This window comes from Acinetobacter sp. ANC 4910 (genome assembly GCF_004331035.1).
In the GTDB taxonomy this organism is placed as follows: Bacteria; Pseudomonadota; Gammaproteobacteria; order Pseudomonadales; family Moraxellaceae; genus Acinetobacter.
In genome coordinates this window covers 392,952-410,428 of the sequence record NZ_SJNT01000001.1, presented here as the reverse complement: position 1 = coordinate 410,428, position 17,477 = coordinate 392,952, and the positions used below count along the sequence as shown (strand labels likewise).

The 17,477-nt window shown below is 40.3% G+C and carries 19 protein-coding genes and 1 pseudogene; 4 read left to right on the top strand and 16 right to left on the bottom strand.

Annotated features, from left to right (window positions below):
- Positions 1–806: 806 nt before the first annotated feature.
- A complete protein-coding gene (locus tag E0H82_RS01790) occupies positions 807–2,507 on the bottom strand; it encodes an NAD-dependent malic enzyme (RefSeq protein WP_131262721.1) in 1,701 nt (566 codons plus the stop codon).
- A 431-nt stretch (positions 2,508–2,938) separates the two neighbouring features.
- Positions 2,939–3,223: a DUF2798 domain-containing protein gene (locus E0H82_RS01785; RefSeq protein WP_131262720.1), complete on the bottom strand. Its 285-nt coding sequence runs from the start codon at positions 3,221–3,223 to the stop codon at positions 2,939–2,941.
- 185 nt (positions 3,224–3,408) lie between these two features.
- Between E0H82_RS01785 and argS the strand changes: the two genes are divergently transcribed.
- The gene (argS, locus tag E0H82_RS01780; RefSeq protein WP_131262719.1) at positions 3,409–5,199 is read left to right on the top strand and encodes an arginine--tRNA ligase; all 1,791 of its coding nucleotides are present in this window, start codon (positions 3,409–3,411) and stop codon (positions 5,197–5,199) included.
- 219 nt (positions 5,200–5,418) lie between these two features.
- Entirely contained in the window at positions 5,419–6,033 is a 615-nt protein-coding gene (locus E0H82_RS01775) for an SPOR domain-containing protein (RefSeq protein ID WP_131262718.1), read from the top strand.
- A gap of 49 nt (positions 6,034–6,082) precedes the next feature.
- Here the strand turns inward: E0H82_RS01775 and E0H82_RS01770 are convergent, their stop codons facing one another.
- The 3 genes from E0H82_RS01770 to E0H82_RS01760 form a co-directional block, all read right to left on the bottom strand.
- Positions 6,083–6,727 (bottom strand): glutathione S-transferase, encoded by a 645-nt coding sequence (locus E0H82_RS01770; RefSeq protein ID WP_131262717.1) that lies wholly within the window; start codon positions 6,725–6,727, stop codon positions 6,083–6,085.
- A gap of 72 nt (positions 6,728–6,799) precedes the next feature.
- Positions 6,800–7,198 carry an OsmC family protein gene (locus E0H82_RS01765; protein WP_131262716.1) on the bottom strand — a complete coding sequence of 133 codons (399 nt, stop codon included), beginning with the start codon at positions 7,196–7,198 and terminating at the stop codon, positions 6,800–6,802.
- Between the two features lie 15 nt (positions 7,199–7,213).
- The gene (locus E0H82_RS01760) at positions 7,214–8,161 is read right to left on the bottom strand and encodes a pirin family protein (RefSeq protein ID WP_131262715.1); all 948 of its coding nucleotides are present in this window, start codon (positions 8,159–8,161) and stop codon (positions 7,214–7,216) included.
- A gap of 303 nt (positions 8,162–8,464) precedes the next feature.
- On the opposite strand from E0H82_RS01760, the gene E0H82_RS01755 reads away from it, so the two are divergent.
- Positions 8,465–9,748, top strand: a complete 1,284-nt coding sequence (locus E0H82_RS01755; protein ID WP_131262714.1) for a GGDEF domain-containing protein — start codon at positions 8,465–8,467, stop codon at positions 9,746–9,748.
- A gap of 16 nt (positions 9,749–9,764) precedes the next feature.
- Here E0H82_RS01755 and E0H82_RS01750 read toward each other — a convergent pair whose 3' ends face one another.
- The 6 genes and pseudogenes from E0H82_RS01750 to E0H82_RS01725 form a co-directional block, all read right to left on the bottom strand.
- Positions 9,765–10,091: a DUF3861 domain-containing protein gene (locus E0H82_RS01750; RefSeq protein ID WP_131262713.1), complete on the bottom strand. Its 327-nt coding sequence runs from the start codon at positions 10,089–10,091 to the stop codon at positions 9,765–9,767.
- A 62-nt stretch (positions 10,092–10,153) separates the two neighbouring features.
- Entirely contained in the window at positions 10,154–10,531 is a 378-nt protein-coding gene (locus E0H82_RS01745; protein ID WP_131262712.1) for a transcriptional repressor, read from the bottom strand.
- A gap of 15 nt (positions 10,532–10,546) precedes the next feature.
- Positions 10,547–11,077, bottom strand: a complete 531-nt coding sequence (locus tag E0H82_RS01740) for a PadR family transcriptional regulator (RefSeq protein ID WP_131262711.1) — start codon at positions 11,075–11,077, stop codon at positions 10,547–10,549.
- A 171-nt stretch (positions 11,078–11,248) separates the two neighbouring features.
- Positions 11,249–11,341: pseudogene (locus tag E0H82_RS16640) on the bottom strand (restriction endonuclease); the annotation flags it as partial.
- Between the two features lie 208 nt (positions 11,342–11,549).
- The gene (gene guaA, locus E0H82_RS01730) at positions 11,550–13,118 is read right to left on the bottom strand and encodes a glutamine-hydrolyzing GMP synthase (RefSeq protein WP_131262710.1); all 1,569 of its coding nucleotides are present in this window, start codon (positions 13,116–13,118) and stop codon (positions 11,550–11,552) included.
- A 190-nt stretch (positions 13,119–13,308) separates the two neighbouring features.
- Positions 13,309–13,725 (bottom strand): DoxX family protein, encoded by a 417-nt coding sequence (locus tag E0H82_RS01725; protein WP_131262709.1) that lies wholly within the window; start codon positions 13,723–13,725, stop codon positions 13,309–13,311.
- A 190-nt stretch (positions 13,726–13,915) separates the two neighbouring features.
- On the opposite strand from E0H82_RS01725, the gene E0H82_RS01720 reads away from it, so the two are divergent.
- Complete coding sequence (locus tag E0H82_RS01720; protein ID WP_131262708.1) at positions 13,916–14,551, top strand: DedA family protein; 636 nt, start codon at positions 13,916–13,918, stop codon at positions 14,549–14,551.
- On the opposite strand, the gene E0H82_RS01715 is transcribed toward E0H82_RS01720, so the two are convergent.
- The 5 genes from E0H82_RS01715 to E0H82_RS01695 all read right to left on the bottom strand — a co-directional run bounded on the left by E0H82_RS01715 (position 14,548) and on the right by E0H82_RS01695 (position 17,398).
- On the bottom strand, positions 14,548–15,138 hold the full coding sequence (locus E0H82_RS01715; RefSeq protein WP_131262707.1) for a LysE family translocator: 591 nt from the start codon (positions 15,136–15,138) through the stop codon (positions 14,548–14,550). The genes E0H82_RS01720 and E0H82_RS01715 overlap by 4 nt on opposite strands.
- Before the next feature lie 220 nt (positions 15,139–15,358).
- Positions 15,359–15,745 (bottom strand): hypothetical protein, encoded by a 387-nt coding sequence (locus E0H82_RS01710; protein WP_131262706.1) that lies wholly within the window; start codon positions 15,743–15,745, stop codon positions 15,359–15,361.
- A 14-nt stretch (positions 15,746–15,759) separates the two neighbouring features.
- Complete coding sequence (locus E0H82_RS01705) at positions 15,760–16,599, bottom strand: ParA family protein (RefSeq protein WP_131262705.1); 840 nt, start codon at positions 16,597–16,599, stop codon at positions 15,760–15,762.
- 85 nt (positions 16,600–16,684) lie between these two features.
- On the bottom strand, positions 16,685–17,074 hold the full coding sequence (locus tag E0H82_RS01700) for a SirB2 family protein (protein ID WP_131262704.1): 390 nt from the start codon (positions 17,072–17,074) through the stop codon (positions 16,685–16,687).
- Between the two features lie 15 nt (positions 17,075–17,089).
- Positions 17,090–17,398 (bottom strand): BolA family protein, encoded by a 309-nt coding sequence (locus tag E0H82_RS01695; protein ID WP_131262703.1) that lies wholly within the window; start codon positions 17,396–17,398, stop codon positions 17,090–17,092.
- Between the last annotated feature and the right edge of the window lie 79 nt (positions 17,399–17,477).

Below are 17,477 nucleotides of genomic sequence, written 5' to 3'. Positions count from 1 at the left end.
CAAGATATTCCCGTTAGGCGTTTGAACTGAGGATCAGTCAGTTTCTGTATATCAATATATTTCATGCATAAATTATGCATGAAATATCAAAAAATGTCGGTGCAGAATTACAGCAAATGATTGTTCGGTTTATGAGTTATGCAAGTTGTCTATTACTAAGAATAAAAGAAAGGTATATACAACTCTTTTTATTCTTATTTTTCAAATTAAACAAACTTGGGCTAAATATTTTATCATTTTCAGCGCATGACGACTGCATATTCATATCTAAAAAATTATAGCGATATAATAGTTTTCCCTCATTATTATAACACCCCCAAATATTAAGTTGTGAATTTCCCCTTGAAAAATATTCAGTTATAATAGACCTCTTTCATAAATCATTTTCCAATCAGTTCTAAATTGTCAACTCCAGCGATTAGGTTGAATCTCAAACCGAGTCTTTTGCCTCAGCTTCGATAATGCTCTGCAAGAATTTTAAAGGTCTTCAAGCTTCTAAATACACATGCTCAACCCCTATTTTTCTTTTATTGATTTTCTGATTATAGCGTTTTAGCCCAGAATTAATTTACATCGTCTTTTGGCTTTAGAGGTAAAAGACGATCCAGATTAATATAGTACAACCCCTAAAGCTATACATATATTAAGCGCGACATTCTAATGAACCGCTCAAATCAACGTCTAGCTCTTTTTGTAGTATTTTTATTCCATGTTCATACATACGGTCGAGAAATGTTTTAGGCTCAACGCTTATCCATAAAAAAAGAGGCTTACGCCTCTTTTTTTATAAAAATCTTTTGATTGGATTAAAAGGTAATCCGACGATATTGACGGTATTCTGGTTTCCAGAAATTAGCTTCAATCGCTTCATGCAATAATTCATCGCTGACCATCGGTGCAACACCTGCGTCCATGGCTGCTTTCGCCACTTTAAATGCAATGATTTTAGAAACTTTTTGAATATCATTAATATCGGGCAATAAATCTGCATCAGGATTACTGAGTTTTGGTGAACAGTCAGCCAAAGCATTGCTTGATGCCATGAGCATACTGTCCGTTACACGAGTTGCGCCTGAAGCCACCACACCCAAACCAATCCCTGGGAAGATATACGAATTATTGCATTGTGAAATTTGATAAATCTTACATTGATAATTCACTGGCGCAAACGGACTGCCTGTGGCAATTAATGCACGTCCTTCAGTCCACTGTACAATATCCGCAGGTACCGCTTCCACACGCGAGGTTGGGTTCGACAATGGCAATATAATCGGAGATTCGCAATTACTGGCTAAAGTCTTAATCACTTCTTCAGTAAATAGTCCTGGTTGACCCGAAACGCCAATCAACACGGTTGGTTTGGCCTGCTTAACCACATCCAATAAAGAAATATGTTCTTCGGCATTCCCCCAAGCAGCAATCACTTCAGGCTTTTGTGCCAATTTACGTTGGAAATCAAGTAAATTAGGCTGATTTTCAGTAATCAAACCAAAGCGATCTACCATAAAGACACGTGCACGCGCTTCGGCTTCAGTTAAACCTTCTGCCACCATTTGTGCAACGATTTGTTCTGCAATACCACAGCCCGCAGAACCTGCACCCAAGAAACTAATAATTTGGTCTTTGAGTTGCTTGCCTGCCGCACGGGATGCCGCAATCAAACTACCCACCGAAACAGCGGCCGTACCTTGAATATCATCATTAAAACAGCAGACCTGATCACGGTATTTGTTTAACAATGGCATCGCATTATTTTGTGCGAAATCTTCAAACTGAATCAGTGCTTTCGGCCAACGACGTTTAATCGCTGCCATCACCTCATCCACAAAGCTATAGTACTCTTCACCACTGATTCGTGGCTGACTCCAACCCATATAGATAGGATCATTCAGTAATTGCTGATTGTTGGTGCCTACATCTAAGGTAATTGGCAAAGTATAGGCTGGGCTAATCCCACCACATGCGGTATAAAGCGAAAGTTTCCCAATCGGAATGCCCATTCCGCCAATCCCTTGGTCACCCAGACCTAAAATGCGCTCGCCATCAGTGATTACAATCACTTTGACATTCTTTTTATTTACATTATGCAAAATGTCATCGATATGTGCACGGTCAGGGTATGAAATAAAAATCCCACGATGACGGCGATAGATATCTGAAAAACGTTGACACGCCTCACCGACCGTTGGCGTATAAATGATTGGCATCATCTCACTCAGATGATTTTCAATCAGGTGATAAAACAGAGTCTCATTGGTGTCTTGAATATTGCGCAGGTAAATATGCTTATTTATCTCATCATTGAAAGCGCAGTATTGTTGGTATGAGCGCTGACTTTGCTCTTCAATCGACTCAATTACATGCGGAACTAAACCATGTAAATTAAAGCGAGTGCGTTCTTCTTCTGTAAAAGCAGAGCCTTTATTTAATAACGGGAGTTCTAACAGGGTGTTTCCAGCGTACGGGATATATAAAGGGTATTTCGTCTTCAATTGTGCAGTTGTCATAACCAGTCTCAGTGCGCGCAATCCTCTCAGCAGGATTACTTTACGTCATCAAATTTCCTTCGATTCGGCGTATAGCTTAGCCCTATTTTTTCAGTAACGTATATTTAGATACGTGATAATGGTATTGAAATAATTTCGCTATTAAATGAGGCTTTATTTATTGTTTTTTTATATTTATAAATTACATCAATCCCAAAAATATTGCCGACATATTCATAATATAAAGCCATTTAAGCAAGTTAACTTGCAAAAACAGAAACATAAATCATCGTTATTTTCTATAATTATTTTTTAAACAATTAATTCCATTCAATCTACTAAGTATTTTTTCAAGTGATATTAAAATCAAAAAAAATATCAATAAATAAATATAAAACAAATACTTATTGGAAATTAAGACTTTTGGCTAATTTCTTTGATAATTTTCCATCTTACTTAGGTGGCTGATTAGGCGGCATCTCTACAAGTAGTCCTGTCAATTTACGCACCAAGGGTAGCATTACCAAAACCACGGGATAGGCAATTGCCCACGACATCATCCATGCAGAAAACCAAACTGATAAAAACGTATCACTCCACCCCAAATTACGTAACATATTAATAAAGGAAATAATGCCACTCATTAAGCAGGAAAGAAAAAAAGGCATCACCCAACCCACGAACCTAGACGGCAATTTTGGAATATTTCCAATAATTTTAGGACGTTCTGTGGTCATCTGTTGACTCCAAAATTATGTATTTATTCACTATGCCATAGTTTCTCAAGCAAGATGTGATACGTCTCATAAAAACCAAGCTGAAAATTTAAAGGCGAATAAAAAACATTCTATAGAAAGGACTCACCTTATTAGTCCGAAATTTGCTATATTTGCTGTTTTCTGCGACATTTATTTTCGACTTTATGAACATGGCAATACAAGCAGCGCTCGATCATGCAGTGCAATCCCTTCAAGCGGAAGGCGTACTCCCATCTGACTGGAACAACAACAGCACTTTGACGCGTACCAAAGACCGAAGCCATGGGGATTTCGCATCGAATATCGCCATGATTGGTGCAAAAGCTGCAGGTATAAAACCACGTGATTTGGCCGAAAAAATTCTCGCAGCACTGCCTGAAGTGGCTGACATCAGCAAAGCAGAAATTGCAGGTCCTGGCTTCATTAACTTTTTCTTAAATGCCGATCAGCGTTTTACTGTACTCGATCAAATTCAAGCACAAAATACACAATTTGGTCGTACCCAAGTCAATGCAGAAAAACGCATCCAAGTTGAGTTTGTTTCAGCCAATCCAACATCTAGCCTACATGTGGGTCATGGTCGCGGTGCAGCTTATGGCATGACAGTGGCCAATCTGCTTGAAGCCACAGGTGCAAAAGTTGATCGTGAATATTATGTGAATGACGCGGGCCGTCAGATGGACATTTTGGCAACATCAACTTATTTACGTTACCTAGAGCTAACGGGTCAGGAACTGGTGTTCCCTAAAAATGCCTATCAAGGTGACTACGTTAAGGAAATTGCACAAAGCATTATTGATAAAGACGGCAATGCCTATGTTCACCCTGTGGCAGATGTCTACAAAGACGTGCCTGAAGATGTGCAATATGCTGAAGAACTCGATGCTGAAGGCAACAAAGTTGTGCTTTCTGGCGACAAAGAAAAACATATTGATGGTTTAATTTTTAATTCACAACAATTAACAGGCAAAGGTTATCGCGTTTTCCATCAAGCTGCCCTCAAAGCCATTTTAGATGATATTAAAGATGACTTGGGTGAGTTTGGTGTGACCTTTAATCACTGGTTCAGCGAAGCCTCTTTAACTGAAAAAATTAATGAAGCACTACAAACCCTTGATCAACGTGGTTTCCTCTACGAAAAAGAGGGCAACATCTGGTTTAAATCGACTGAATTTGGCGATGAAAAAGACCGTGTTGTGAAACGCCGTAATGGTCAAACCACGTATTTTGCCTCAGACATTGCTTACCACCTCAACAAATTACAACGCGGTTATACTGACCTGCTGGATATTTGGGGTTCAGACCACCACGGTTATATTTCACGTGTAAAAGCTGCTATTGATGCCATGGGTTACGACTCGAAAAAACTGACTGTCCTTTTAGTTCAGTTCGTGAGCTTATGGCGCAGCGGTGAAATGGTGCAAATGTCTTCTCGTTCAGGTCAGTTCGTGACTTTACGTGACCTGCGTAAAGAAGTCGGTAATGATGCTGCTCGCTTTTACTATGTAATGCGTAAATCGGAACAACACATTGATTTTGACTTAGACCTTGCCGTTTCACAAAGCAAAGACAATGCGGTGTACTACATTCAATATGCCCATGCCCGTATCTGCCGTATGCTTGAAAAAGCTGCTGCAATGGGCGTAAATTTCAGTGCTGAAACTGCGCGTCAATTTGCCAATAAATTGGACTTGGATGCAGAAACCGAAGTTCTTGCCAAGCTTGCTGCTTACCCAGAAGTGGTTGCGCGTGCCGCCAATGCTTACGAACCGCATCAGGTGGGGAACTATCTAAAAGAATTGGCTGCTTTATTCCATGGTTGGTACAATGAGCATAAAGTACTGAATGATGATGCTGAACTTACACAAGCACGTCTATTGCTTTCAGTAAACGTACAACAAGTATTACGCAATGGTTTAGAATTATTAGGTGTATCTGCGCCTGAGACAATGTAATTAACAAAGCTATGCTTTGTATATTGTCATAAGACCGAAAGCTACGCTTAAGGTAACCATGTAAACACTGATGTATTTCTCGCTTTGTGAAACTTGAGTTTTGCAAAGCGATTCTTTATTTTGATACAACGCCTCTTTCAATTCCTTGAGGCCAAACATTAAAATAAAGAAAACAATGGATCAGTCCCTCGTATTGATTAGAAGAAAAGAGGTTTCCACGTGTTTGGAAAAACGCAACGCGGTGTTTCAGAACGACCCAATAAACCCAAAAAACCGCTGATTCCAGCATGGTTAGGTACGCTTGTGGTTATTCTCATCGTACTTAGTTTTGCAGTTGCTTTAATGCTGTGGAAACCGTGGGCACCTGTTCAACCCAAAAACCAAGTCACGTCTGAACACTATCAGGAAGACACCAACAAGGATTATCGTTTTTACGATTTGTTGCCACAACAACAAGTCACCCCGATTCCAGAACAGGCTATTCCTGAAAATAAAGACGCAGGTGCCGTAGTGATTGTAGAAGCCCCTCAAGCAGAACAAGCAGCCAGTAGCACCGCCACTGATTCTAGTGAAGCTCAAATCAACGCCACACCTGTGGAACGTAAACCGAGTTATATTTTGCAGGTGCGTAGCTATCCAGATCCAGACAGTGCCGATGCACGTCGAGCTGAAATCATCTTGAATGGATTATCCGCCGATGTAGTGAAAACTGTTGAAGGGGGTAAAACTTGGTATCGCGTGGTATCTGGACCTTATGACTCACAAGAAGCTGCCGTCATTGCACAACAAACCTTACAGCATAGTGGAATCGACTCCATTGTAGTCAAACGCTAGGCAACAACAAAAAAGATGCTTCGGCATCTTTTTTTTATGTCCTCAATCCTTACAAAGCTTGTTCTTTGTTTTTCGCTCGTGCAAATGCAGGACGCTCGGCAATGCGCTGAACAAAGGCTTGAATATTGGGATATTGCCCCTGTGTTCTTGTCAACAAAGCCTGCAAAGGAAAGCTCATCTGAATATCTGCAAAGGAGAACGTGCCTGCAAAATAGTCGTGGATGGCTAAATAGCTTTCTAAAAATTGCACATGATCTTTTAAGCGGGGTTGAATAAATCCTGCTTTCACCCCTGCGGTAATTTTTTTCGCGATAGGCTTAATCAAAAAAGGAACATGCTGCGGTACATTGCTCATCACCAACTGCATCACCAACAGCGGCATTAATGAGCCTTCTGCATAATGCATCCAATAACGGTATTGTTGTTTATTGGCATGATCTTGCGGTTTAAACTGTTGCTGTGCATCATACTGTTCTTGTAAATACTCTAAAATCACAGCAGATTCAGCAATGCTCTCCTCTCCATCCGTTAAAACTGGTGCCTTACCCAAAGGATGTACCAGTTTCAGTTCAGGCGGTGCAGCAAACGTTGCTAAACGACGGTAAAACTGAATCTGATAATTCAGATTTAACTCCTCCAAAGCCCATAAAATGCGAAAAGAGCGAGATTGCTCCAAATGATGTAAGGTAATCATGCCCTAGCCTCAATTTACCAATATCGGACAATTACTTAACCTCAGCAATTCTCCTGAACATAAAAAGCCTGATTAAATCAGGCGGGTGTGTATTTCTAAACTACGTAACAAAGTTTTGGTGACGGGTGTTTTTTCACTAATCTCAAGGACTTTCTGTTGCAATGCTTCTGACAAAGGCTGCTGAAAGGATAAACGACGCTCAATCCATTCCTGCCCATCCTTATTGCCATGAAACTCCGCTGCTACACTAAAGTCACCCAAATCAATTTGCTTATGCTGTGCGTACATACGCAGCGTGATCATGGTACACGACACCAAACCTGAACAAATGAAATCATAGGGTGCTGGTCCCAAATCTTGCCCACCAAATGAAGCTGGTTTATCGGTCAGAAAATGATGGGTGCCACTCGAAACCTCTCCCAACCAAGGCTCTGCCCGCGTTCGAACTTGTGCTTGCGCAATAATACTCATCTTATTGTTCCTTTCTTATTTTGATGCTTTCATTTTGTCTGGGAAAACAGGGGCTTCTAAACGCGGTCCGTCATAATCAGGAATACGTCCAAAGCGCTCATCTTGATTGACCCACTGTTCACGTGCTAACTGCAACTCTTCTTGGGTGCGTCCTACAAAGTTCCACCACAACAAAATTGCAGACTCAAAGGGTTCTCCCCCAAGCAACAAAATACGCGCTCCCTCATGCAATTCCACTGTAATTTCTGTTACGCCAGGTTCTAGTGCCAACATGTTGTCATCATTTAGTTCATGACCATTGATAACCGCAGTGCCTTCCAATGCCAAAAAGCCATATTCAAACTTTGGATTAAGTGACAAACGTGTCGAGGTTGAAACGGAAGCTTTCATATCGACACCCAACAGCTCCGTATGCACTTTCACAGGGGAAACCACATTTAAGAACTCCCCCACTAACACCGTAAACTCAACTTGATCCTGTTCTAAAGTGGGTAATTCTGGATAATGATCAAAACGCGGTGCCATATTCTGCTTGTCATCAGGTAAAGCAATCCAGAGTTGTGCCGCATGCATATGGGTTTCTGTCGCTGGGGCAACTTCGGTATGCGAAATACCGTATCCCGCAGTCATTAAATTCACTTGTTTAGGACGAATCAACTGTTTCGACCCCAAACTATCCGTATGCATCATTGTACCTTCAATCATCCATGTGAAGGTTTGCAAACCAATATGTGGATGTGGTCCGACATCCAAACCATCCCCTTGCGGAAAGCTAACGGGACCCGCATGATCCAAGAAGCACCATGCTCCGATCATACGTTTGTGCCGACTTGGCAAGGCACGTTTAATGATGGTCCCTTGACCAATTTCTGCTGAACGTAGAGGAAACTCTTGAATAAATTGGTTAATATATTTTTCGCAGTCGTCTGAATCTGAGAGTTCAATATAGTTACTATTGGTCATGTTGTTATCCTAAATTATGTTTTTCCAATGCCATCAGCATAGCGATAACATCTACAAACGACCAGTTCAATTTAAAATTTGCATGCAAATCTTTATCTACAAGATAAAAATTCCATACAATAAAATACGGCTGTCTATATAATGCATCGCATTTATCTAATAAAATGAAAAAATATGAACAAGAACAAAGAATTTGGCTTTACATACCTATACCAATGAAAAGTGTGCATTTTATATACAAAACTGTGATTAATGTTTATTATTTCATAAGAATGCATTGTAGATACAATGGAGCAGTAGCCTATGATTAAAGGAGGATATGGACAGACTGAATCGGGTCATAAGCACAGCATTGAATTAGAAAACCGCAATAAAATTCAGCATACTCCTGAAAATAGTTACATTTTACCCTCCCAATTATGCGAACCTGAAAATCGTGCAGCAATCGTGAGTGCATTACAAGATCACAATGCTCCCATTCCTCCACAATTTGAAGAGTGTTATTATAGTTATCAGAACGTACATCAACGACACCATTTAAGACAAATTAATTTTTTAGCACAGCTGTCCTTTCTTTGTTATTTTTTTGCAGATTGGTTTTTATTACCCGATATTGTCTATATTTCAGGCATAGCACGTACAAGTGCAGTGTCAAGTTTTATACTGCTGAATTGGGCGATGTTTAAATACTGTAAAAATATTCTAACTTTAGACTTATTACTGCCGATCTCGAGTGCTTTCGCTGCCACAGTATGGTTCTGGCTGCTCCATCAATCCGAAAATTCGAGTGTTTATTTTTATCAATATGCTTCGGTCATTTTTATCTTGTTGGGCTGTTTATCTATTCAAGTCCGCTTTCGACCTTCAGTTTTAACTGCTTTACTCATCAGTGCTGTAATTATTTCTGGCGTCATACATCTTAATAATACTCTGCAACAAACGATTATCTTTTTACTGGTCTATATTCCAATTCTCATCTTTAGCCTCTATATCAGTTGGAATAACACCTTAAATGCACGCCGCACCTTTCTACGCTCTATGCTCGAAGAATGGGATCGCCATATGTTGCGTGAATTGGCACATACCGATGAGCTGACTCAATTAAATAACCGTCGCCAATTCGAATTGATTGCCGATCAAAAAATCCATCAATGGCCGCAATATCAATCCATTTGTTTACTCATGTTTGATGTCGACTTTTTTAAACGCATCAATGACAACCATGGTCATGACATTGGCGATCAAGTTCTACAAAATATTGCAGAAATCGCGCGCAAAGAAATGCGTCGTGAAGATGTTTTGGCACGTTTTGGCGGTGAAGAATTTGTTGCACTTCTTCCTGAAACTACACTGGAAGATGCCATGATGATTGCCAATCGATTAAGGCAAAAAATTGAATCTTCCACGGTATACATTGATAATAATATTCAACTTAATTTCACCATTTCGATTGGTGTATCACAGCTTGATCCTAAAGATGTCGATTTACATCTGTTGATTAAAGAAGCCGATGTTGCCCTTTATCGCGCCAAACAAAATGGTCGTAATCAAGTGGTCTGTTTTGATCCTTTACCCAATGAGGCCTAACGCAATTCTATGGAAATCAGGGCTCATTTTTTTCTTGAGCTGTGTTCTGTTGCGCCAAAGTCTGTTTAAGATGTTTCATAAATTGCCCGAACTGCGGCAATAACTGCTCGAACAGTGGATGTTGTCGATTCTCCAACAGAGTTTCACCAAACAACTTTAAACCGACAGCAAATGCAGCGGTCGCTTCCGCATCAAATAATTTTGCCTTTTGCATACGCTCGACAATAGCTAAAATATCATCATGATTACCGACATTAAAAGCCAATTTCTCAGTATAGGTTGAAGGTTGCCCCTTAGCATCACAAAGATGTTGTACCGTAATATGATATTGGTGCTGTTTCATTTTATTTTCCTCTAGATATATTCGATTCATATTCTGATTTAGGTTGCACATGCAAAGTGAGTTCAACTTTGACTAATTTCTGTTGCATAGCATCGACCAACTGATGCTAGATATTTAGATAAATTGTCATGTTCAAAAGCCTTTATTTGTCCAGTTTGCAAATCTAAAATTTGAAACTGAGTTCGTTGCTGACGCATTACAAAACTGGCTTTGGTACGCTGATGATATTGTCGTTCAATCAATTGCGCCTGCTCCAAATCAGTCAGTACACGATAGATTGTGGCTAAACTCAAACCGCTTTGTTGCTGTTGTAACTGCAAATACAGCTGCTCTGCACTACACGCTGTTTTGGCATCCAATAACTGTTGCAAAACAGAAGTTCTAGCTAAAGAGACTTTTAAATGTACCTGTTTCAGTAATTCCTGACTCTGCATTAGCATCGCTCTCGTTAACAATTAAAGTCGACTAATTGCCACGGCAGCCGCATCAATTTGTGCCGCAATTTGATGCACCGTTTCAGCATCCACTGACTTTGCATTCAACTTTAAACGAAGAGCAGTTTTTAAATTTTCCATCGCACGATGAATATCCATCAATTCATCTTTACTTTGTATATCACGCTTGGTTTCCAACTTCTCTAATAGCTGCTGAATCACAGCTTGTTGTTGTTTTAAATGCTCTTGTCCAACATCAGTCACATAAAACTGCTTACGTTCACCTTCTGTAAGTTGCACCTGCACAAAGCCCATATCTTCCAAATAAGTTAAAGTCGGATAGATCGTGCCCGCACTTGGACTATATCCCCCACCCACCAACTCACTAATGTCTTTAATCAATTCATAACCATGCTTTGGCGCTTGGGCAATCAGATACAACACCAGCAGTTTCATGCGACCAGCTTCAAATAAACGACCACGACGTCCACCATGCGGGCGTTCTGAAGGATGGGCATAAGACTCATAGTCTGGATGAGAACCATGTTTCATGATGATTATTCGCTTTATAGGTGAATTTACATTTAATAAGATATATCTTTATATATCTTAAATCAACACCTATTATGACTTATAAACTGAACATCATGGTTTTATGTGAATTATTTTTTGTTAAAAATGGATCTAAATCTCAAGCAATAAAAAAAGGACGCTTAAGCGCCCTTAAAAATTATCTTCACTAAACCGATCTTGGTCTATTTTATAGATATGAAACCTTCTTCCAATTTGTACACCTAGTTCAAATTTGATGATCAATAAAATGCGTTTATTACGATCAGAGGCATTCATTGATTATCTGTTAGGAGTGATATTGTATTTTTTATCATTAACATCATGATTTTGTACAATCTAAAATAAAAAAAAAGAGCGCCTAAGCGCTCTTTTTCTCAAATCGTTTATTCTGCCGCAGGCGTAGCCTTTGGCGTAAAATCAGCAAAATGCGTTGCATTTTGAAAGCCCGATTTTACTCCCACTCAATTGTTGCTGGTGGTTTAGATGACACGTCATACACTACACGTGATACATCTTTAATTTCATTCATAATACGCGTCGAGATTTTGTCGACCAATTCGTATGGTAAGTGTGCAAAACGCGCCGTCATGAAGTCCACAGTTTCAACTGCGCGAAGTGCAATAACCCATGCATAACGACGACCATCACCGACTACACCAACAGACTTCACAGGTTGGAATACGGCAAATGCTTGAGCTGTTTTATCATACCAACCGCTGTCGCGAAGTTCTTGCATAAAGATGTCGTCCGCAAGACGAAGAATATCCGCATATTCTTTTTTCACTTCACCCAAAATACGCACACCCAAACCTGGACCTGGGAATGGATGACGGTAAATCATGCTGTGCGGCAAGCCTAAAGTTGTACCTAATTTACGTACTTCATCTTTAAACAAGTCACGTAATGGCTCAACCAATTCAAACTCTAAATCGTCTGGTAAACCACCCACGTTGTGATGTGATTTAATCACATGTGCTTTACCTTGTTTGCTTGCAGCAGATTCGATCACGTCTGGGTAAATAGTCCCTTGCGCCAAGAATTTCACGCCATCAAGTTTACGCGCTTCTTCAGCAAAGACTGCAATGAACTCACGCCCAATGATTTTACGTTTTTTCTCAGGATCAACTTCACCCGCCAACGCAGTCAAGAAACGCTCTTCAGCATCAGCACGGATCACACGAATACCCATGTTTTCAGCAAACATTTGCATAACTTGATCACCTTCGTTTAAACGAAGTAAACCATTATCAACAAATACACACGTCAACTGATCGCCAATTGCTTTGTGCAATAACGCTGCAACGACAGATGAATCAACACCACCAGATAAACCAAGAAGAACTTTTTCATCACCAATTTGTTGACGTAATTGTTCTACACGAAGGTCGATAATATGTTCTGGTGTCCATAAACCGCCACAACCACAAATTTTGTGTACAAAGTTAGCCAATAACTCTGCACCTTTTGCAGTGTGCGTTACTTCTGGATGGAACTGTACGCCATAGAAGCGACGGCTTTCATCAGATGCCGCAGCAAATGGGCAGCTCGGTGTGCTGGCTGTGGTTACAAAACCTTCTGGTAGACGGCTGACTTTATCGCCATGGCTCATCCACACGTGTAATTGGTTTTCGCGGTCTTGAAGTTGACCAATGAGATGGTCACGCTGTTGAATATCAACTTCAGCATAGCCAAATTCGTGTACTGTACCCGCTTCAACCTTACCGCCGAGTTGTTCAGACATGGTTTGGAAACCGTAGCAGATTCCCAATACAGGCACACCTAATTCAAACACCACTTGTGGTGCACGTGGACTGCCTTCTTCATGCACACTTTCTGGTCCGCCCGATAAAATAATACCGTTTGGATTAAACGCACGGATGTCTTCTTCAGACATATCGTAGGCATACATTTCAGAATAAACGCCCGCCTCGCGTACGCGACGTGCAATAAGTTGACTATATTGAGAGCCGAAATCCAAAATAAGGATACGATCTTCAGTAATTTGAGAATTGGTAGTCATGACAAACAACTATAATAGGCAAGCGAATATAAGCGCCATATTCTAACATTTTTCCCTATATTAAGCACACTATTTGGACAATCAATAAATATATTTACAAAACAGATGTTTAAATAAAAAGCACCGAACTTGTCGGTGCTATTGATCAAGATGGGATTCTGCAATCCCAGAGCTCATGGGCTGTAATACCTTATTTTTCAATGAGGGCATCTAGACTGAATTTGCCCGCACCATGCAGCATTAAGAAAAACAAACCGCCCGCCATGGCAAAGTTTTTCATAAAGTTAATGGCATCTTCCGCACCACCATGAAAAATGAAAGCAGTGATGATACTAAAAACACCTAAACCTAAAGCAGCAAAGCGGGCTTGAAAACCAAACAACAGCGCTAAACCACCACCAAACTCAACCAAGATGGTTAAGGGAAGTAGCGCGCCAGGTACACCCATTGCCTCCATATAACCCACCGTTGCGCTATAAGCGGTGAGTTTTCCCCAACCTGCAACCAAAAAGATATAAGCCAGCAGCACACGAGCGATTAAACTCACAATGCTATCTAGCGTAGGCTGAGTCACGACATTTTTCACAACAACATTGGGATTAAACATAATTGGACCTTTTCTTAATTTTGTGGATAGGCACAGCTTAGTTTTTAATTATTTTAGAATAAATACTTGTTTTTCAGACTCATCGTTTTATATTTGAAACGATAGGTGGGTAAAATTAATTACTTTTTTATACTGACTTTCCGTATATGGACTGCTAGGATTTGGCTACATTTTCGCGATGTTTTACCCCATGGAACTCCTTGATTTTATTTTACACGTAGATGACCATTTACTCGAATTTATTACAAATTATGGGGTATGGATTTACGCTATTTTATTTTTCATTATTTTTGTCGAAACGGGTTTGGTAGTCATGCCATTTTTACCGGGTGACAGCTTGTTATTTGCTGCGGGTGCGCTAGCAGCTTCTACAGGAGCCATGGATCCTTGGGTATTGGGCATTTTGCTGTTCATTGCTGCTGTACTGGGCGATACCCTGAACTACCATATTGGCAAATATATTGGGCCGCGAGTATTTGAAATTGATTCACGCTTTATTAACAAACAACACCTAATTAACACACAAAAATTCTTTGAAAAGCACGGTGGTAAAACCATTATTTTTGCACGATTTGTGCCTTTTGCACGAACCTTCGCACCCTTTGTCGCGGGTGCTGGACAAATGAATTATAAATTCTTTTTAACCTATAATTTGATCGGCGCTTTTTGCTGGATTACCTCGTTTGTTACGCTCGGTTATTTATTTGGCAACATGCCTATTGTGAAAGATAATTTCACTCACCTCATCTTCGGGATTATTATAATCAGCATCTTGCCGGGTATTATTGGTTTTATTCGCCAGAAATTAGCAAAAAAGAAGGCTTAAAAGAAGCGCATTACCACAGGTAACATACAAATAAGCAATAACATGGCCGACCCTTTATATAAATGATCGGCTTTTATTGGCTTTAAATTCCCTGCCAAAATAGCCTTGCCAAAGACCATCCAAAACAATGCAGCTGGAACCAAAATTAAAGAAAAGGCCAAAAACACCAGTCCTGCACTCAAACTACTGTTCCACATTTCTAATGGTAAAATTCCCGCGGCAAAAAGCAATGCTTTGGGATTTTTCAGCGTTGAAAAAAACAATTGATGTGGACGAATATGAGGATGCTTTTGATGATGCGATTGCAGATGTGTCGATTTCCATAAATGGAATGCGATCCAAAACACATACAACGCACTCAACACATGTAGCAAAGTAATCAAATGCGGCCAGACTGGACTGGTCAAATGGATCAACAGCGACCACAAGCTAATTGCATAAATGTAGCCCAATAATTCGGCTGGAATAAGTAAACTGGTTTTAGTCACACCTTGTTGATGAGCAGAGCTTGCCAGTAATGCATTGGTCGGTCCCGGTATCAGAAACACTGCAATCATTGCAAAAACAAACAGCCAACTCTCAATCATAAAAACCTATCACTCAAGTGCAAATTGTTGCACACCTTATCTGAAAGCTGACCCAAAGAACAAGCCAAGCCCAGTCTAAATCGAGACACAATAGGTTAGATTCAACTGTTAATACAATCTAATATACTGTTTATGTTATCATTATTTTTGAAATATTTTGAAAAACTTTCATCCTCTAGCGCTTTTCAATCTTTTCGCTAGAGGGTGAGATTCTTCTGGTTTAAGTTCTTGGAACCACCTTAATTGGGCAATTTTTAAACTGTGCAGCTTGCACAATCGCATCCTGTTGCCCCATCAAACGTGAAATTTCGGTCTTTTTGGTATTTGAAGACTGCCCCATGTTTAATGAAACGCTTGGACCAAAGCCCCAACCACCACCACGACTCCAACCACCGCCCAAGCCAACATCCACGCCAACACCTGTGCGTTTTGCTACAGAAACACCTTGGTTTAAATATTGCTGAATTCGGTCATATTCTGCCTGTAGTTGTTGGCAGTTCAAAGACTGATATTGCGTTGGAGAAACATAGGTCGGTTTGACCGTGGTTGCACACGCAGTTAGCAATACACTACTGACAGCAAGGATGGATAAAGCAATTTTTTTCATAACTTTTCTCAATCTTATTTTTGCTCAATTTCATTGAACAATGAAAGATAGGCCTGCGTCAATTTATGATCTTTCGCCAAATGAATTAAGGGTTGGTTTTGATGATGGGATTCTTTCATCAGCACCGAAGGCGGCAACATATTTTCCAATACAGGCAGCCCCTCATCCTTCAGTTGCTGCACCACTTCGCGAGGTAATTTGGCTTGCGCTTGGTACTGATTCACCACAATACCTTCAATTTCCAGTTGGTCATTATGATCATCTTGGGTTTCAATCACATTTTCAATCAGACTTTGTAAGGCGCGTTTCGAGAACACATCACAATCAAATGGAATTAACACGCGATCTGCCGAAATTAATGCAGATAACGTAAAGAAATTAAACGCAGGGGGGGTATCAATATAGATACGGTCATATTTACCTTCGAGTAACTTTAAGGCATCCCGTAATTTATAAATTTTATGCTTGGCTTCTAAAGCATAAGCCAAAGCCCCTAAACTTGGACTTGCAGGAATCACATCGAGTTGTTTAAACGGGGTTTGATGCACATAACTTTCCAGACCTTTGGGACGATTCTTTAATAAAGATCCAATCGCATTGCCTAATAGCCCAGCTTTACTTTGGCTTGTCCCCAAAACTTCATCGAAGTAGTTTTCAATATTCGGTTCTAATGCAGGTTTATCAGCAGAATAGGTGGCATCATCACCCAATAAATATTGACTGGAGTTGGCTTGCGGATCCAAATCAATCACCAGTGTTTTCAATCCCTGATACGCGCTAATCGCAGCCAAATTGACTGTAATACTCGACTTGCCTACACCACCTTTCTGATTAAATACCACACGTGTCCGCATATTCCCCCTCCCTCAATTTTTTTATCTATGCTCATTAAGCAGTGTAATCGATCATTTTTTTATCGCTATAGAAAATGTCTGACAATCAACCAAAATTTGGCTGAATCATCACCAACCCCAAAATTGCAACAAATGCTACCACGGCTAAAAATAATCCTGCGCGGCGTTGCGCCAAAACAAGCTGATCCTGCTTTTTATAGGCTTTGCTTAAAGAAGACAAAAGCACTAAAAACAGAATAATTTTGGCATAAAACCAAGACTGTACCTCAAAATCTTTCATGACCAATAAAGCAACACCCGTCAGGATCAATAAAGTCATAGCACTGTGCTGCAAAGCCACAAAAAATTTACGGGCAGATGGATTCGGCAAATTACCTTCGGTTCCCGAAAATAAACTCCGCGCGCGAATTACAATTGCCACACCCGCCAGTACAACAGCCAACCAATGCAGCATTAACAACATTTGAGCATCCATAACCAGCCAATATCCTTAATGCTTAGGTGCATGTGCACATTCTGGGCTTGAAGTGTCTTGTCCCTGCCATTCCGATTCTACAAAGGCATGCAGGGCTAATGCATGGATGCGACTCGGCGCCAATAAATCACCTACAGCAGCATAAACCTTCTGATGACGTTGCACTAAACGTAAGCCATCAAAGGCTTCACTGACAATCACCACTTTAAAATGTGACTCTTTGCCCGGGAAATAGCCACCATGTCCCGCAGACTCATTTACGATTTCTAGATAAGTTGGTGCCAATTGTTGTAAGCGGTCGCGCAGTTGTAATTCTAAGCTCATGAGAATCTGCCTTTATCTTTTAACTGAGTTACAGTATAGCGGTTCTACCCTGATGTTTTGTATTCACACGCAACTTTTG